The 19231-nt window shown below is 51.3% G+C and carries 13 protein-coding genes and 1 pseudogene; 2 read left to right on the forward strand and 12 right to left on the reverse strand.

From position 1 onward, the window contains the following. Window positions 1–80 precede the first annotated feature (80 nt). The gene (locus AC4G47_RS29465) at window positions 81–953 is read left to right on the forward strand and encodes an arylamine N-acetyltransferase family protein (RefSeq protein ID WP_491104054.1); all 873 of its coding nucleotides are present in this window, start codon (window positions 81–83) and stop codon (window positions 951–953) included. 136 nt (window positions 954–1089) lie between these two features. After that, window positions 1090–1776 carry a 4'-phosphopantetheinyl transferase family protein gene (locus AC4G47_RS29470; RefSeq protein ID WP_491104056.1) on the forward strand — a complete coding sequence of 229 codons (687 nt, stop codon included), beginning with the start codon at window positions 1090–1092 and terminating at the stop codon, window positions 1774–1776. 189 nt (window positions 1777–1965) lie between these two features. Here AC4G47_RS29470 and AC4G47_RS29475 read toward each other — a convergent pair. The 12 genes and pseudogenes from AC4G47_RS29475 to AC4G47_RS29530 form a co-directional block, all read right to left on the reverse strand. Continuing rightward, a pseudogene (locus AC4G47_RS29475) lies at window positions 1966–2493 on the reverse strand (LLM class oxidoreductase); the annotation flags it as partial. Window positions 2494–2510: 17 nt separating this feature from the next. Further along, window positions 2511–3194 (reverse strand): CPBP family glutamic-type intramembrane protease, encoded by a 684-nt coding sequence (locus AC4G47_RS29480; protein WP_491106828.1) that lies wholly within the window; start codon window positions 3192–3194, stop codon window positions 2511–2513. 74 nt (window positions 3195–3268) lie between these two features. Then, window positions 3269–3475, reverse strand: coding sequence for a helix-turn-helix transcriptional regulator (locus AC4G47_RS29485; protein ID WP_491104057.1), 207 nt, complete (start codon window positions 3473–3475; stop codon window positions 3269–3271). A gap of 4 nt (window positions 3476–3479) precedes the next feature. Continuing rightward, window positions 3480–3812 (reverse strand): DUF6442 family protein, encoded by a 333-nt coding sequence (locus AC4G47_RS29490; RefSeq protein ID WP_491106829.1) that lies wholly within the window; start codon window positions 3810–3812, stop codon window positions 3480–3482. A gap of 380 nt (window positions 3813–4192) precedes the next feature. Then, window positions 4193–4429: an MbtH family protein gene (locus tag AC4G47_RS29495; RefSeq protein ID WP_491104059.1), complete on the reverse strand. Its 237-nt coding sequence runs from the start codon at window positions 4427–4429 to the stop codon at window positions 4193–4195. 12 nt (window positions 4430–4441) lie between these two features. Beyond that, window positions 4442–11668, reverse strand: coding sequence for an amino acid adenylation domain-containing protein (locus tag AC4G47_RS29500; RefSeq protein WP_491104060.1), 7227 nt, complete (start codon window positions 11666–11668; stop codon window positions 4442–4444). A 14-nt stretch (window positions 11669–11682) separates the two neighbouring features. Beyond that, entirely contained in the window at window positions 11683–12681 is a 999-nt protein-coding gene (locus AC4G47_RS29505; protein ID WP_491104061.1) for an isochorismatase family protein, read from the reverse strand. Window positions 12682–12977: 296 nt separating this feature from the next. Further along, the gene (locus AC4G47_RS29510; protein ID WP_491104063.1) at window positions 12978–14594 is read right to left on the reverse strand and encodes a (2,3-dihydroxybenzoyl)adenylate synthase; all 1617 of its coding nucleotides are present in this window, start codon (window positions 14592–14594) and stop codon (window positions 12978–12980) included. 3 nt (window positions 14595–14597) lie between these two features. Continuing rightward, on the reverse strand, window positions 14598–15941 hold the full coding sequence (gene dhbC, locus AC4G47_RS29515; RefSeq protein ID WP_491104064.1) for an isochorismate synthase DhbC: 1344 nt from the start codon (window positions 15939–15941) through the stop codon (window positions 14598–14600). A 26-nt stretch (window positions 15942–15967) separates the two neighbouring features. Continuing rightward, a complete protein-coding gene (locus tag AC4G47_RS29520) occupies window positions 15968–16753 on the reverse strand; it encodes a 2,3-dihydro-2,3-dihydroxybenzoate dehydrogenase (RefSeq protein ID WP_491104065.1) in 786 nt (261 codons plus the stop codon). 146 nt (window positions 16754–16899) lie between these two features. Continuing rightward, window positions 16900–17760 carry an alpha/beta hydrolase gene (locus AC4G47_RS29525; protein ID WP_491104067.1) on the reverse strand — a complete coding sequence of 287 codons (861 nt, stop codon included), beginning with the start codon at window positions 17758–17760 and terminating at the stop codon, window positions 16900–16902. A 394-nt stretch (window positions 17761–18154) separates the two neighbouring features. Beyond that, complete coding sequence (locus AC4G47_RS29530; protein WP_491104069.1) at window positions 18155–19204, reverse strand: ABC transporter substrate-binding protein; 1050 nt, start codon at window positions 19202–19204, stop codon at window positions 18155–18157. Window positions 19205–19231: the final 27 nt, after the last annotated feature.

Genomic DNA, 19231 nt, shown 5'->3' on the forward strand with positions numbered 1-19231 from the left:
TCACTTTTACAATGAACTCAGGGCAGCAGAAGTTTATAAAATTCGGCCTGCAACCCACTATATAACATGAGGTGATCTGGATGAGTGAACCATTGAATACAGCTGAAATACAGGCCTATCTGAAACGGATCGGCATTGATGACATAAAGAAACCCACACTGGAATTCTTATTTGAACTCCAGCGAGCACATGTGCAATATCTATCCTGGCAAACGGTCGATATTTTTGCAGGTCGTCCTGCGGGAATCAATCTTCAAGAGTCGATCCAACTTATATTACATGGGCGCAGCGGATACTGTTTTCATCTAAATGGTGCATTTAGTGTTCTTCTCCGCTCTCTGGGTTACAAGGTGGATTGGCATCGCGGCGGAGTACAGCCCCATGGAGAACAACCACGAGTGAACTCGTTCCATCTCGGTCTATCTGTCCTTTTGCCGGATGCTGACCCGACAGTTGAGTGCTGGATTGTGGATGTAGGCCTGGGTGGAATGCCCTTCGAACCTCTGCCACTTCGTTATGGAACCTATGGTTCGGCACCATTCACGTATCAATTGATGCCATCATCTGTTGTTGCTGGCGGGTGGCGCCTCGAATATGAACCAAACGGACCAAGCGAGGGTGTAGACTACGCTCCTACAGCAATCACCAGCCTGGAAGAGTTCATTCCGAAGCATGAATTCTACAGTCGAGCGGCCGAATCACCTTGGCATAACGTATTTTTGCTTCGTCAGCGGGATGAGAACTGTAGTCATGAACTACGTGGATGTATGCTCCGAACACATGATATGGAAGGGATTCGGAAAACGGAGATCCAGACCTACACAGAGTGGCGTGACGTGTTAACTGGCATATTCCATGAGCCATTGGTGAATTACAGTGAACTGGAATGCCAAGACATGTGGGATCGCGTACAGACTGCCCATACGGAATGGAAGCGAGCGCAAGAAGCGTGAAGATGTATAGCTTGAAACCGTAACATGTGGCGCGGATAGCCTGCTTGATTGGAGAATCATTAGAGAGATCCATTGAGGATCGTTCCATATAAAGGAAAGTTATTGATCCATGCCGAATTATGTCCTCAGGTGATAAATGATGATAACTATTCGTGTGCTCCAAGTTCCAGAAGTATTGCCCGAGGCGTACTGGAACCACTTTCTGTCGCAAGTCTCTGCCGAGCGATGTGCTCAGGCTTCGCGTTTTGTGCGTCAGGCTGACGCGTATCGCTCCGTGCTGGGGGAGATATTGACTCGTGTGACTCTAAGCATGTTAACCGGCTTGAGACCTGATGAGCTTTCTTTTACCCGTAACTCCTACGGCAAACCTTTGCTCAATCACCATTCCAATGTGCAATTCAACGTTTCCCATTCTGGGGATTGGATTGCTCTGATCTCTGGCGGTACAGTTGAACTGGGCGTGGATGTGGAAAAAATAGCACCGATTGACATGCAGATTGCAGAGCGCTTCTTCTCTACATCCGAAAGCCAGTTCCTGGCTGCGCAGCCTGCCGAGATGCAGCGGGAGATCTTCTATCGTCTATGGACGCTGAAGGAAAGCTATATCAAGGCAGTCGGTATGGGCCTGTCCATTCCACTGAATTCCTTCGCCATCCTACCTAATGAGCGGGAAGGGTGGCATTGTGAGCAGGCCGTGGAATATCGCTTCAACAGTCAGCGACTGGACGATGGGCATATGCTGGCAGCCTGTTCGGCTGGGGGAGAGCTGCCGAGCCAGCCCGAAATCATAACCTTGGAGGATCTGTACACGGAGTTGGTGTAGTGTACGGCGGAGGCCTAACATATCTGATACGCCTTATGACTAGAATTGTATGGCTGTGGCGTTCTAAATGGTCCTAAAACACAAAATAAGTCACACCAGAAAAAGAGCGAGCGGTCCGGCAGCAATGTACTCTGGAGATGTCTTCGAGGATAAAAGAACGATTGAATTCATGTTTGAACCAACGTTATATTATCCGGAAACGAATATCCCAAGGGCCGGAAATGGTGCCGCTTCCCACGCCGCGATCTCCTCGCGAACGATCGGAGGGACCTTCGTGCCGAGCAGCTCGACCGAACGAAGCACGTCGTCATGATTTTTCATCGTGCCGACCGACGTATACAGCATGAAGCGGGTAATGGCGACCGTCTCCGGACTGCCTACATAAAGAGCGCCTTCCGGGCCGTGCAGGACGTCGAATCCTTGACGCGAGTAAGGCCCCCAGCCGCGTTCCTTTCCGAGCACGTTCATCGCGTACTGCATCGAAGGAAAAAACTTGTCCGCCGCCTCGTCGTCGGTACCCCCGACCAATTCGTGCGAGTGCGAAGCGACCGGAAGCAGGGAAGCGTCATGGCCGCCGTGCTCCGCCGCCCGTTTGTACAGGTCGACCAGCGGCGCGAATTGCGTTGGGCGTCCGCCGATAATCGACAGCACGAGCGGAAGGTTAAGTAGACCCGTACGCACGACCGATTCCTGATTGCCGCCGCTTCCGATCCAAAGACATTTCACTTATTCTTCTATTGAACGAGTAGAGCAATCAATGCCGTAAGCAGTGTGGACAGTCCGTTATTCACAATATGTACGATGACGCCCGGCCAGATCGATTTCGTTCGATAAAACAAATAAGAAGTCGCAAGCCCCGTTACGAAAGCTACAATAAGAATCTCGTTCAAGCCGTGAATCAGCGCAAAAATGACAGAGCTACCGAGAATAGATACCCACGGTCCATAGCGGAGCAGCGCATTCGTCACCACGCCTCTAAACACCAATTCTTCACCGATCGGCGTTGCGACTGCAATCAACAGAAGCTGAACCAGCAAAGGGAAAATCCCGCTCGTCGCCGCTGTATTGTAGGGTTCTTGGACATTTTGAATCTCGCCTCCAAGAACGATGAACAGTAGGGCAAGCACTTTGGAAACCACAAAGACCGCAAATCCAAAAGTCAGACCTTTAAGCAGCCAACGCCCGGATACGCGGGTCAGACCGAAGGATATCGGATTGCGGATTCGAAGCCAATAGGCTGCCAGAAATGCTCCCACTCCGGCTAACGCGGATAACGCGGAAAGGCTCTGACCGTAAAAGACGGCTTCGCTCGATATTGTCGCATTAATCAAAGATGCCCCTGCAAGGACAAGGAAAGTATGAGCCAACAAACCTATAACGATTTCGATCCAACCCGGCCGACGCAAATTCTGTGTCATCTCCTGCACGAATTTCCAGCTCCTCTGTTTTATTGTTTTCTGGACCGCAACCTACTCGCAACGCTTATAATCAATCAAAAATAAAATAAATCTTCGAATTTCTTGTCCAATGCGATACAGAGAATCAAGGCCAGTTTGGCTGTCGGATTAAACTGTCCCGTTTCAATTGAGCTGATCGTATTTCGGGACACGCCGACCATTTTGGCCAATTGTACCTGTGATAAGCGCTGCTCGGCTCGGGCTTCTTTTAACCGGTTATTGAGAATCAATTTGTCTTCCATCGGCTCAACCGCCCTGCATGGCAATTAGACTGTGAATGTGAACACCCGATAAAATAAGCGCTGCCAGTGTATAGACGGTGGCCAGCACAATATCGTGTCTGCGTCTCATTCGGATGACTTTGACAATAAAGCTTGTAGCCGGAACGGAAAAGATAACTGCATACAAACCAAAGTCGAAGCCGTCGCCCATCAGACTTTGCAGGACGAAGAAAAGGGTAGCCAGTAAGATCGCCGTGATCGACCCGGCAAAGCCCGCCGCAACTTCCGCCTCATGCTTGAACAAATCCCTGTGCTTATTTTCCTGTCTGCTTCTCGACAAGATGTCTTCTTTATTGATAAAAACTCCTCCTTATAATTTTGCCAAGTTTACTTGTCAAAACTTATCATACACACGCCAAGTTTACTTGTCAAAACTTTTGTGAAAATCCCCGATTATGACAATTGTTTTTACATTTATTTTATGTGCAAATATTTTGTATCGGGAAATGCCAAGTATAGAACCGTCTCAAATAGAACGACAAACTTAAAAATAGATTATATAACAATCGGAGCACGATTATTGCAGATAAAAAGCCTAATTCCTCGATAGACTAGCAAGAGGAATCAGGCTTTTTATTTACGTTATTTTATATATTACCCAAGTAAAGCAATCATCGGCTATAAGCATTACCAAAACGTAGACAATACACACAAACGCCTTGGAGTTCAGGCGAAACCTCATCTGCCAACCTCATGAATCATGCCCGGCATCCCCGTTTCATCACAGAGACTCAGCGGCTTCAGGTCAGTCCATTGCTCCGCAATGTAATCCAGACATACACGTCGTTTGGCCTTCCCCAGCATCAGCGTCCAACCTGCTGGTACCGAAATGGATGCAGGCCACAGCGAATACTGTCCTTCATCATTCATTAACACCAGATAATTGCTGTCTTCATTTTCAAAAGGGTTGCTCATCAGCTTATCCTCCTATTTGTGTTGAATGTTACACTTCTTGTTCAGCATCTCCAGCCGGACGGAAAGGGTACGGCAGATTTCCTCCAATGGACCCGGCTGACAGAGGTCTTTATGACGACAGGCAATATCATGACGTTCCAGTTGTCCTCCGATGTATGCATTCCACATCTCCGGTTCGATTGGATCGAACCAGTCCGGAATAATGGTGGATCGGAAGAAGATCAGGTCACCTTCGAATCGGGATGGCGTGTATGCCCCCAAGATTCGGACAGAATTTTCGTAGGTTTTCCGCAGCTTCATGATTGTCTCTTCATCCAGGCTCGCCAACGCACTTCCTTCGCTACGAAGGATGCGCATCGCTGTCGCCATATCCAGCGGCCCATCCCCAATACTGTCCGGATCATATCCGCCGAGTGCAAGCAATGCCGTTAACGCTTCTTCCTCATCCGGTTCCCCGCGAATAGGCAGATAATGACTCGGATACGCATCCAGCATGGCAAGAAACTCTACTTCCTCTCCTTCGGACTGAAGCTGCACGGCCATCGCCTGAGCCACGTTGCCACCAAGAGACCAGCCCAGCAAACGATACGGACCTTCAGGCTGCACAGACCGGATGTGACGGATGTAATCCGCCGTCATATCCTCCAGTGTCGACGGAAGCACTTCATACTCGGCAATCCCCCTTGCTTGCAATCCATACAGCGGATACTCCATGCCCAGATGTTTCATCAACCCGGCGTAACACCAACTGAGTCCTCCTGCCGGATGCACACAGAATACTGGCAGATGCTGCCCATGCGTCCGGAGCGGCAACAACACTTGCAGCGAGCTTTTCCCCGAATCTGCGCCCATCTCCAATCGCTCAGCCAGTTCAGCCACCGTAGCGGTTTCGAACAAAATACCGATGCCCGGCTCCTTGCCCATCGCTTCACGAATTCGACTCATCAGGCGTACCGCAAGTAGCGAATGACCGCCCAGTTCGAAGAAGCTGTCATCGATACTCACACTTCGCACTCCCAATACTTCCGCAAAAAGATCACAGAGAATCTGCTCCTGCGGATTGCGCGGTGCCCGGCCATCAGCCGATAATTGCAACTCCGGTGCAGGCAATGCTTTGCGATCCAGCTTGCCATTCGGCGTAAGTGGCAGGATCTCCATCACTACAACGGCAGATGGAACCATATAATCCGGAAGGCTCGCTGACGCATGTCGGCGTAACGCAGCCGTTTCCAGTTCTGCTTCAATATCCGGTGCAGGAACAACGTATGCCACAAGACGCTTATCGCCGGGCTGGTCTTCACGAACGATAACAGCAGCCTGAGCCACGCCCGGATGTTTGGCCAGTACAGCCTCAATCTCGCCAAGTTCAATACGGAACCCGCGGATTTTCACCTGTTGATCGGCTCGTCCCAGATAATCGAGTGAACCATCATGCAGCCGTTTAGCCAAATCTCCCGTACGGTACATACGCGTTCCCGGTGGGCCGTACGGATCGGCAATGAATCGCTCTGCCGTTAGATCAGGCCGCCCCCAATACCCACGTGCCAGACCCGCGCCCGCCACATACATCTCTCCAGTTACTCCTGTCGGCACAGGCTTCAGATGATCATCCAGCACATAGACGCGCAGGTCTGGAATAGCGCATCCGATCCAGCTGCTTGCACCTTCTGCCGAGCTGCCTGCATGAAGTTCCTTGTAGCTGACATGGACCGTTGTTTCCGTAATACCATACATATTGATGAGTCTTGGGGCGTCATCCGCATGGCGTTCATACCAGTCATCCAAACGTCCCAGCTCCAGTGCCTCGCCTCCAAAGATCACATAGCGGAGCGCAAGCTGCTGTCCCCAGACCGGATTTTCCCTGTCAGCCTGCATCAGTTGGTAGAAGGCGGATGGTGTCTGGTTCAGAACGGTTACTTTTTGCTCGGCGAGCAATTGCAAGAATGCTCCAGGTGATCGGCTAATCTCATGGGGAACAACTACCAAGCTGCCTCCATACAACAGGGGGCCCCAGATTTCCCACACGGAGAAGTCAAACGCATAGGAATGGAACAACGTCCACACATCGCTCTCGTCAAAATGGAACCAGTGCTGCGTTGCATCCAATAGCCGGATGACATTCGCATGTGGAATCACGACACCTTTGGGTTTCCCTGTTGAACCCGAGGTGTAGATCATATAAGCCGGGCTCAGCGGAGTTACCCGTCCGTTCCGTTCATGGTCTGCCAGGTTTCGCTCATCCATGGATTCCAATTGCTGCAAGTTGTGCAGATCATCCATATTAATACATGCAATGTTCGCAATCTGCGGCAGCAGGGCATATACCTCTGTACTTGTAATCATCACTTTCGGTGATGCGTCCGTCAGCATATGCGTTAAACGGTCTGCAGGATAGTTCGGGTCCAGTGGCAGATAGGCGGCACCCGTTTTGAGTACGGCAAGAATGGCTACAACCATTTCTACTGAACGAGGTAAGGCCAGTGCCACCATCTGTTCCGGCCCAGCACCTTCTGCGATCAACAGTCTCGCCAGTCGATTAGCCCGTGCATTCAACTCCCTGTAAGTCATACGGATATCCTCACAATGGAGGGCTACCGAACTGGCGTGAGCGGCTGCCTGCACTTCAAAACGCTCGGCTATGGTCAGCTGTGGACCTTCGTCCAGTGTAGATGTCCACTCCTTTTCAAACTGAGCATGTTCTAATGGTGTAACCAGGTCAAATCTGCTGATGCGTTCATCCATTTGCTGTATAGCATCCTCAAGCACCTGCATCAACCGAACCACGAGTTCTCCGGCAGTCGATTCACGGTAGAGGTCTGCACTATACTCCAATACGCCTTTAATTCCAGCTGGAAGTCCGTTCTGTTCCCGTTTCTCCGTCAGTTCAAGCGTAAGGTCGAATTTGGATGAACCCACACCGTGGATGCGAGTCTCTGCTTCAACACCTGGCAGCTCAAGACGAATATCCGGCGTATTTTGCAACACCAGCATCACCTGAAAGAGCGGATGTTTAGAACGAGATCGGGGCGGATTCAGCACTTCGACCAGCCGTTCAAACGGTAAATCCTGATGTTCATAAGCAGAGAGGTCTGCTTCCCGCACGCGGGCCAATAGCTCTCGGAAGGTCGGATCGCCCGAAGTGTCTGTACGCAGGACAAGCGTATTGATGAACATCCCCACGACATCATCCAGCGCATCGTCACTCCGTCCGGCAATGGGTGTGCCTATCGCAATATCCGTCCCTCCACCCATTCGAGTAAGCAACACCGATAACGCTGAGTGAAGAAGCATGAACAGACTGACCTTATGTTCACGGGCAACTGCCGTCAGCTGTTCATGCAGACGTTGACTGATCGCAAATGGCACCGTCCCACCTCGGTAACTGGACACAACTGGACGAGCATAGTCTGCCGGGAACGTGACTTGTTCTGGCAAGCCTGCGAGCTGGTCAGTCCAGAACGCTAACTGCCTCGCGATCAGGCTGTCCTGTCGCTTCTCATCCCCAAGCAAGCTCTCCTGCCACACCGCATAGTCTGCATACTGAATACGTAGCGGCTCCCAAATCGGGGCAGCTCCACGCAGACGAGCTGCATAAGCCTCCGACAAGTCCCGGATGAGCCGTGACAAGGACCAGCCATCCCCTGCAATGTGATGAATCAGCAACAGCAATGCATGTTCATCCGCATTCGTATGGAACAATTCCGCACGTATGCCTGGCTCGGTACTAAGCTCGAAGCTGTAACGGGACGCTTCTGCCAGCAGGTCGGGCAGCTCCTCAGCCGTAGCTCGGGTGAACCTCATATTTACCGTCACAGCTGATGAAAGAAGGATATGCTGGCTCGCTGAACCCAGGTCTGGCGGATACAATGTGCGAAGCGTCTCATGACGGTCAACAATATCCTGCAGTGCGTTTCGAAGAGCATTCACATCCAGCTTCCCGCTCAACCGGGCAACCAAAGGAATATTGTAGGTGGGATTAGCACCCTCCAGGCAATACAGGAACCATAACCGTCGCTGGGCAAAGGAAAGCGGAATCCCCACGGCACGCGGAACAGGCTGAATAACGGGTCTGACGGACTTCACCTGATCCAGCTTCCGGGCAAGCCCTGCGGCTGTCGGAGATTCGAACACACTGCCGATGTTCAGTTCTGCACCAAATACATCACGCACTCTGGCTATAATTCGCCCGGCCAACAGAGAATGTCCACCCAGTTCGAAGAAATCATCATCAATGCCTACCCGAGCCACACCCAGAATTTCGGCAAACAGGCTACACAAAATCTCCTCCTGCGGTGTACGTGCCTCCCTCCCGTTTGCATTAGATGCCAATGCAGGCACAGGAAGCTGTTTACGATCGATTTTTTTGTTCGGTGTCAGTGGCATCTCAGTCAGCAGCATGAAGGCAGATGGCACCATATAATCCGGCAACGCATCAGCTACGTGTGCTCTTATATCTGCCAGATCGATGTCGGCTTGATGCTCTTCAGCATCAGCCACGATATATGCCGCTAATCGCTGGTTTCCAGGTTGGTCTTCACGTGCCATGACCGTAACCTGTGTTACACCCGGATATCTGGAGATTACCGACTCAATCTCCCCCAGTTCAATGCGGAAACCCCTGATTTTGATCTGATGATCTGCCCGTCCCAAATAATCGATGGACCCGTCCGGCAACCATTTGGCCAAGTCTCCTGTCCGGTACATTCGACTGCCCGGCTCTCCAAAGGGATTGGCAACAAAACGTTCTGCGGTCAGATCAGGCCTCCCCAAATATCCCCGTGCAAGTCCCTCTCCTGCGATATACAATTCCCCTGCTACACCTGGAGGTACAGGTTGCATGCTCTGATCCAACACATAAAGCTGTGTGTTACGTACCGGACCACCAATGGATGGTTTGCCTGAATGTTCATTCCCCAGCGATGCAGCTGTAGAATAGATGGTTGTCTCCGTTGGCCCGTACTGATTATTGACCTGACAGCCTAACGCCTCCAGCGAGAGCTTCAGTTCCTCCGACAAGGCCTCTCCTCCGGTAATCACCGTTAACCCGTCGAACCTTCCCGGGCGGCTCGTCACCAGAGACTGCCATAACGTTGGTGTGGCCTGCATGATCGTCGTCTCTCGCTCTCTCATCTTCCCGGCCAGTGCTACCGGATCAAGAATCGTTTCCTTTTGCGCGATATCCAGCCTTGCTCCAGTCGTCAGTGGCAGGAAGATTTCCAGTACGGAGATGTCAAAAGCAATCGTGGTCACCGACAGCCAGCGATCCTGCGGACCGACCTGTAGTCTCTTCTTCATATCTTCAAGCAGATTCGCCAATCCGAGATGGGTTACAGCTACACCCTTGGGCTTACCTGTAGAACCCGAAGTATAGATCAGATAAGCAGGATTCAGCAGAGAAGCCTTGCCTGTCAGATCGTCACCTTCGGGATTGCTTCCAGACCGACTGCTCACTGCCTGTATCCTATCCGGTTCATCCATGACCAGAATCGGTACACTGGACGTTTGCGGAATATGAGAGAAGTTGTTCATCACCGTCACCACACAAGCAGGCTTGGCATCCTCCAGCATGTAGATCAGACGCTCTTCGGGATAATCCGGGTCAAGTGGCAGATAGGCTGCTCCTGTTTTGTGAACAGCTACGATGGCGATGGCCACTTCCAGTGAACGAGGCATCGCAATGCCAACCACCTGTTCCGGTCCTGCCCCGTAAGTCTGTATCAGTTCATGTGCCAGTTGATTCGCACGTTCGTTCAGCTCTGCATAGGTCAGCGATTCGCCTTCAAATGTCACTGCAGTTGCACGCGGTGTGCGCCGAACCTGCTGTTCAAATAACGCTGCCGAATTCCACTCAGCGATGGCATGCTGCGTCTGATTCCATCCTTCCAGCACTTGTTCCCATTCGGCAGGAAGCAGGATGTCCATCTGTCCAACCGATATGTCTTGTGTCCCTTCTGACATCATGGATTGCAGGATTTGCACATAGCGAAGAAGATGATTACGCAATTCCGAGTCCATATAGATCGAAGGATTCGCATCAAAAGCAATACTCAATCCATGACCATGTCCCTGGTCCACAATATGAATCGACAGATCATCCACCGGACCCGTGGACAGATTATGGATCATGCCGCGTGCGCCCGCAAAATTCAACTCATGATGGAAAGGCATCACATTGATCATCGGTCCAAACAGACGTCGATTCTCTCCCAGAAGCTTGAGATCACGCCGCAGATCCTGATGCCGATATCGCTGGTGTTTGCGTACGACCCGGATCTCCTTCACAATCTGTCCTATCAAATCAGACAGATTCATCTGCGAATCCAGGTACAGACGGAGCGGAAGCACATTCATGACCATGCCTGGAACACGCAGCGATGCTGAACCCAATCGACACATCACGGGCAAAGCCAGAACAACATCGGTGGACCCCGTCATCCGGTGTACATAGACAGCTGTTGCTGCAACACAGAGATCCGGCCAAGTCGCACCGAATCTTCCCGCTGCTGCTTGCATTTGATCTCGCTGTGACGGTGTGAGCACCATACTCTGCCGCAGGAACTCGGATGATGTACGCGGAGCACGTTCACCCAGACTGACCACATCCGGTGCATCCGCGAATCGGTCGATCCAGAACTGTTGATCCTGCTCACGGTTGGGGGAGGCCGAGTATGCTTCATCTTCTCCGAGAACAGATGCAAGTGATCCAAATGCTGCCGTGCACTGTGCCTGTGCTGCCCCTTCTCCCTGGATGCTTGCAGAATACAAGCTGGCGACTCTGCGCGTGATTAGGGATACGCCGTACCCATCAATCGCAATATGATGAATGCGCTGGTACCAGTAATACCGATCCTCACTCACCCGGAACAGAGCCTCTGTGAAGATTGGGCCAATCGCCAGATCAACAGACTTTGCCAGATCCTGCTTCATCCAGTCCAGTGCAGCCGCATGAGGATCAGCCTGATCACGTACATCCATGACATGGAATGTCCAATCATTCATGTTGGTGCGCAGAGATTGCCACGGGCCTTGCTCATTTTCGCCATATACCATATTCAGCGATTCGGCTTCCATCACAGTCCGGCGTACACTTTCTTCGAATCGTCCGGTATGGATCTGACCGTCAATAATCACATACTCGGCCGTGTTGTACATCGGGTTGTCTGGCTTCAATTGTTGGGCATACCAGATACCAGACTGTGCAGAAGATAAAGGCCAAGCGGTGTTCCGACCATGCGACATCTGCACCGCCCCGGTCAAAAGTAGTCTCCGTTCGGCAGTACTTTCGATTGGACATTATCCAGGAGCCCTGCCCATGCTGCCAATGTAGGCTGCTCCGCCAGATCGACAAAGGTGACCTCTGCTCCTGCCGCGCGAAAACGCTCCGCCAGACTCATCATACGTATGGAGTCCATTCCCCAGTTCTGAATCAAATCATCATGCTCCCCGATCAACTCAGGCTGCTCCTGCAACAGATCGGCAATCTGAGCCCGTAATGCTCCCAGCCTTGCATGATCAATGCCTTCTCGTTCTTCCACGACATCCCCAATCTCTGCGGAGGACGCTGATTGCTGCTGCGCCTCGGATGTAACTGCCCCTCCAGTTTTGGCTGCAGCTGACGCATTCAGCAACGCAATCGAACGTTCGGTCGTCAGTGTTACCGCGCACCGTTCTGCCGCGTACGTCAGCGCCATACGATGTTTTTCCTCCGAAAAATCAGCAACCGCATCGGCAACCAGAAACGCCTGAATGTCTCGCATAAATGCCTCACTTGACGTCATCAGGCATCCGATATGCGCATATATGCCGCAGACAATTAATTGATCCCGGCCCTGCCGCTCCATTAATTCAAGCAGTTCTGTCTTCTGGAAGGCGCTATAGCGCCATTTGGTCATGAAGGTGTCCTGTGGAGCGGGTGCAAGTGATTCAACAATTTCTTTTTGCACAGGTCCGCCATCGATTCCCGCACCCCAGAAGTCCAGCTGTAATCCGCGCTGCTCCGGTGTCTGTCCACCCGGCTGAGCCGAGTAGACCACGGGAATCCCAAGCTCATGACACGTTGAACGAAGCTCTGCAATATGATCGATTAGTTCCACCACCGGGGATGCTCCCGCCGTAAATGCATTCATAAAATAGTTCTGCATGTCGTGGATCAAGAGTACTGCACGCTTCGCATCCGGTGTCCAGGCTACCTTGTTGACCGGAAGCTCCGACGCTACAGGCATTGCATATGGTTGAATCACTGGAAGTGCCATGAATATCCCTCTTTTCAGTTTTATTTATCAGATCATGTTCAGCCATATCAGTTGAACTAAAGAATGTGTTTACACTTGCCACTCCGATGACAGAATAACCTTCCGACCGCTGTTATCCCCAGATTTTTTGATTCAATTTTACAAAGGTGAAAATCCGGTGATAGCGTATGCTTCCGATGTAGCTTTCTTGCAGAAAGCTTTTGGGCGAACGTTTCGCTTCTTCAGGTCATTTCTGCCTCTACGTTCTTGTGTAAATGGTTAGTTCAACTGATACAGTGCAACGTTATCGAAAATTCTTATTTAGATACAGGTTGCTTAGTGGCCAACATTTCCCGTAATGCTTTTTTGCTAACTTTGCCCACTTGTGTCTTCGGAAAAGCATCCACCAACTCAATCCGGTCCGGGATTTTATAACTGGCCAGGCCCCGATTGCGTAGAAAAGATTTGATCTCGGCCACCGCCAGAGCTTCACCGCTTGGCACGATAAAGGCACAAGAGCGTTCGCCCAGATACTCATCAGGTATGGATACCAAGGCTGCATCATGCACACCAGGATGGGCCAGCAGATGATTTTCCACTTCCTCGGCAGCCACTTTATCCCCGCCACGGTTAATCTGATCCTTCGCCCGCCCTTCGACAACGAGATATCCGTCAGCCGTCAGACTCGCAATATCGCCTGTGCGATAGAAACCGTCCGTAGTAAACGATTTGGCGTTATGCTCCTCCGCTTTGTAATAACCACGAATGGTATAGGGCCCCCGTGTCAGTAAGTGTCCGGCTTGTCCCTGTTCAACCTCAACGTCTTCGTCATCCACAATCCGCACCTCGTCATAGGGAGACATCGGTTTCCCTTGTGTATGGGTAATGACATGCTCAGAATCATCCAGACGCGTGTAATTCACCAACCCTTCAGCCATGCCAAATACTTGCTGCAGCGTGCAGCCAAGAACCGGTTTGACACGAGCCGCCACCTCTGCACTGAATTTGGCTCCTCCCACTTGAAGCACCTGGAGCGACGGAAGCTTGGTTCCTCGGGCAGCCGCTGCATTGAGCCAGACGAGAGCGAGCGGCGGCACGAGAGCCGTGATCGTTACCTGATGACGCATAATCAGCGGAAAGGCTTCATCCGGGCTTGATCCCCGTGACAGCACAATCGTGCCACCTGCGTACAACGTACCCAGAATGCCGGGTGAGCTCATTGGATAGTTATGTGCCACAGGGAGTGCAGCCAGGTAGACACTCTCCGGACTGAGACCACACACCTCGACACTTCTTCGCAAGCTGTAGATGTAGTCATCATGAGTGCGTGGGATCATCTTGGATAGCCCTGTACTTCCGCCTGACAACTGTAGAAAAGCAACATCTGAAGACGTCGGTTCATCCGGCAGCGTGATAGGTTCTGCATAGACATCTTCTAACGCTGTAAAGGGCCCGGCTTCTCCCGCCACAAAAATATGCCGAAGTCCCGGCACCTCTGCCTGTACCTCCTCTGCCAGAGTGCGGTAATCAAATCCGCCATCCTGATCTGGAATCAGGTACGCTACGGCCTCAGAGAAACGAGCGAAATATGCGATTTCGCTCTTTCGATGCAAGGGAAGAGCGAATACAGGCAGTGCACCGATGCGGAATAAAGCAAAACACGCTTCAACAAACGCTGTAATATTGGGCAGCTGAATAATAACCCGGTCATACTGTCGTATGCCTTTGGCATATAAACCGGAAGCCAATCGATCTACCCGCTCATCCAATTCTGCATAAGTGAGCTGTTGTTCTCCGCTAATAACGGCTACCCGATTGCCATATAGATCTGCACGCTGGCGGAGCATCTCTCCAAACGTAATGCCTTCCCAGCAACCCTCCTGCCGATAACGCTCTGCAACTTCCTCAGGCCAAGCCTGATATCCTGACAGCATTGCTCATTCCTCCCTCCGACTGGACACAGTCGAATCCAAACCCATCGCGAGCAGCATCGTTCTGAACTTGGCAGCAGTCTCTGCCAGCTCTGCTTCTGCCGTAGAACCTGCTACAATGCCCGCTCCAGCGAACAATTTCACAGCTGTACCTTCCACTTCGGCACATCGGATCGTTACGGCCCACTCGCCGTCGCCCTCACTGTCGCACCAGCCCACCATTCCCGTAAATAATCCCCGATCGAACGGCTCCTGTTGCTTAATCGCTGCCCGCGCAGCCTGTACAGGTGTTCCACAGATGGCGGGTGTGGGATGAAGAGCCAAAGCCAGCTCAAGTGACGTTGTGGCCGCATCCGCTAGCTCCCCGTGTATTTCAGTGGATAAATGCCACATTGTGCGCGTCTGAATCAGCGAAGGTTCTGCTGGAACGGATAGATGGCGGCATAATGGTCGCAGTGCCTCCGCAACGGCCTCAATGACTACGGCATGTTCATGCCGATCCTTGGCTGAAGCCAGCAGTGCTTCTGCGCGGCGGCGATCTTCCGCTGTCTCTTCACTCCGCGCAGCAGAGCCTGCCAGTGGGTTGGCGCGTACTTTTAAGCCTTTGCGGGTAACTAACAGTTCTGGGCTTGCCCCGATGAAGGTGCGACTCGTTTTATTTCCAATTTGTTCGTCTACTTCTGAATGTTTTTTATTCGTTGTTAGATTACTTTTCAACTGAGTTATGTCCCTCATTGGTACGGCAAATGTATATCCATGCGTATTGTCCCTAAACAGATTACGCAGTAATTGATGCGTGTCCACTATAGTCTGTGAAGTCACCTCAAGCGTACGGGATAACACGACTTTGTGGAGATCACCTTGGTTTAGGTCAACCAATACATTGTTTACACTTTGCTCATACACTGTCCCCGCAGGAGCCTCAACGACCTCACAACCTACGGCTGCTGGCAGCTTTTGAATCAATGCTCGTGATTCCGAGGGTAGCGGTTCAGCCCACTGCACCGTCTCTGGTACATATAGCTCAGCAGCAGCGTCCAGCGGATCAAACGGGATGGCGCCAACCACCATCGGGTTCGATTGCCCTGTTTGTTTAGCCATGTCCATAAGCTGTTGAATCCGCTGCATGAAAAGATGTATCTGTTCCTTATGTTGATGTTCAATAACATCAGCAGAATCGCTGGGATCTGATTGAATTGTGTCCTCCGCATGTAGCGGAGACCAATGAATCCGTTCTCCTTGTGCGAGCAAGGTATGTTGCGGTGAAGACCAGAAAAAGGACGTCCCCTCCCGATATTGCTCCAGAAGGTGTATGGCGGAAGTTGCAGTAACCGTACCCGCTTTTGACATGATTCATCATCTCCTTATCTCTTGATTCAGGCACCGAGCGTGGCGCCTCCATCCACACACAGATCGTGCATCGTAATATGTCTGGCTTGTTCCGATACCAGAAAGACCACCGCGTCCGCAATATCTTCTGGCAATGCCATCCTGTTCAGCGGTATGCCCAAACGGAAGGTCTGCGGCGAGCCTGCAATGACTGCCTGTGCGCCATGCTCATCCTGCCACATGGCGCGCTGCATTGGCGTATCCGTTGAACCTGGAGAGACAATGTTGCAGCGAATATGCCGGTCGGCGTATTCCAGAGCCAGACATTTGGTAAAGATGGTCGACGCGGCTTTGGAGGCCGCGTAGGCAGACATGTGCATTCGCGGAACACCCGCAGCATTTGAACCCACGGTAACTACCACACCCGTTTGGCGTTCTGCCATATATCTCACTACCGCACGCGACATGTAAAATACACCGTGCGTATTCACGTCAAACGTCCTCGTCCATTCCTCATCCGTCAGCTCACTCACTGCCCCTGTGTGCAGCACACCCGCAGCATTCACCAGAATGCCAATGGGGCCCACGGTCTCCTCGATCCGTTGGACCGCATCTTCGACTTCTTGACGATCGGATATATCAGCAACGCAAGCAGTTGCCCGATGGCCCTGACTGTACAGATCGGTGACCAGTTCATTCAGTGCAACTTCCTGTCGATCCACCAGAGCAACGATAGCGCCTTGTTGTGCAAGAAATCTCGCTACCGCTTCACCGATCCCTTGAGCGGAACCGGTGACCAAGGCTACTTTTCCATGGATTCCTGTGTAGCTCACCTCGTGTACCTCCCTTACTGTCTTATAGCCGTGTTCTCCCCTATTGGAGCGATGCCTTAGCTTAGTTAAATCTGATTTCACCTGAACATTTCCCAAACCGCAACAAGCCTACTCCCTGGCTCCTGTCGACTCCTGTTTCTGACCTTCTACGACTCCGGACTACAGGCAAAACGCATCGTGCGACTAATCAAAAAAGGCAATACCGAGACATGGTTCTCTTCTTCGAACTCGGTGTAGGCGATATCCAGCCCCGACTGCTTCAATACGGATAAACGTTCCGTAAGACTCGCTGCCTTGTCATTGTTGCGTGCTGGATGTGTCTTCTCCTGTTCACCCATGCCAATCCACACCTTGACGTTCACCCGTTGCTGATCCAACCTTGCAATGAATTCCTGTTCCTCCGCCTGCATGACCTTCTGATTCCAGTGCAGCGAGGGACTACCCGCAATATAATATCGAAAAGCCTCCGGCTTCGTGAACAACGCATGGAGCACGAACAAACCCCCAAGCGAATGACCAAATATAGCCTGTCTGTCCCGATCAATCCGAAACTGCTGCTCCATCTCCGGTTTCAATTCTTCTTCAATAAACCGCAGGAATTCATCCGCTCCTCCTTGTTCGGGCAGAGGTGTGCCATCGGATTTTGCGGTATATTCCGTCGTGGCTTTTGGAGTAAAATCATAGTATCGATGAGGGGAAAAGGGACCCGCAATCGGGTATCCAATGCCTACGACAATCGCCGGAAGTGCACCTGTCTTCTCCGGTCTCCGTCCCTGCACACGAACAGCTTCCACCATCGTGCCGAATACGGAATTGGCATCCAGCAGGTAGATCACCGGGTAACCGGACGGGGGCGGAGGTTCGGCAGGCTTGAATACCATGATCTGATAGTCATGATGACCTGAACGTGATTTCATGGTCCATTGTTCGGCATGCGGGATCTGAACGGTACTGCGTGCGATATGCTCAAGGTTCCCAGGAGCGGTTGGATTAGGCTGAAACGTCATTACGGATGGGTCCTCCTCGTTGTTCTGCTTATATAAGTTGAATATTGAACTACTCATACACTACGCCGTTAGAATAACCTTTCGATCGCTGTTATCTCCAGGTTTTTTCTGACTTCTCCGTTTCTGTGTAGTTCATAAACTCAACTTATATTGGTTATGGTTAATTAAATAAATTGATCTGTATATGAGATTGATTCTCATTACCAATTATAAAAGAGTGAATCCGGCTGTCCCATGGACGATATCCAGAAATCATTTTGATTATCTCCATATTTCCATATTTATGTCATATAATGTTCACGTTTCAATCACAAAAAAAACTCCCTCACGGCGTACGGAACGCTGGACTAACCATCCGATTCCGGGCACCCCAAAGGGAGCTTTACTATTCAGATTATTGCGTTAACGCCTTTAACGTATCATCGATAACATGACCGTATGCGATCAGTCCACCACCCAGCCAAGGAGCTGGCTCGACAGCGTACACATGCCCCGCTTTCACCGCAGGCATACTGTTCCATACGTTCGTTTCGGTCATTTCCTTCATGCTGCCTGGCCCCTGTTCCACGGTGAAAATAAAGTCGGCATCAATCTCGGGTAATACCTCTGTCGATACAATGGCGCTGTTCTCCGACTCGACCAATGCAGGCTTACCGAGTCCCAGTTGTTCATATACGACGTAACCGCTGAAGTAATTGCCACCCATCATGCTAATGCCACGTGGGGCAAAACGGATAATGGCTGCTTTTTTGCCTTCGGCCACTTTCGCCAGTTCAGCTTTGGCTGACTCAACCTTGGCATGGTAGGTCTCAATGGCTTTTTCGGCTTCAGCCGTTTTGCCCAGAAGATCACCGATGACCTGCAAAGACTTCTCTACATCACCCGACGCATTCGTGAATACGTAGGTCGGTGCGATCTTCGAATAACTCTCGTATACCCCATTCTCGGCGTATTGGGCCGTGTGCAAAATAATAAAGTCAGGATTATACGACATCAGTGCTTCTGGCGAAGGCAATCCACTGGAGAAATCAAGTGTAGGCACATCACTGAGTTGATCCTGTAGATAGACATGCCCCTTCGTACCACTCGCCCATTGAGCTACTGGCTTAACACCAAGGGTTAGCAGTGAATCTTCCAGATATGGTGCAAACACTCGCTCTGTACTGGCTGGAATAATTACATCATGTCCCAAGTCATCTTTTACGGTGCGTTCACCCGTCGTCTCTTCCGCTTGCTCTTCCTGAACAACCGTCTCGGCTGAAGCAAGGGTTGAAGTTTCCTTTGCGGGTTGCTCCGCCTGAGCGGATCCTGCATTCTCGGACGCTGCGCCACAGGCAGACAACAACCCTGTAATTAACAGCAGTAGGATCAGGGCTGAGAGCCGGGCACTGCGGGATTTGCTACCAACGGAACGTTGTCCGGTGTTTTTGATATAGTGAAACATGTGATATCCCCCTTGATAAACATTCTC

Source organism: Paenibacillus sp. Negev47 (assembly GCF_058313655.1).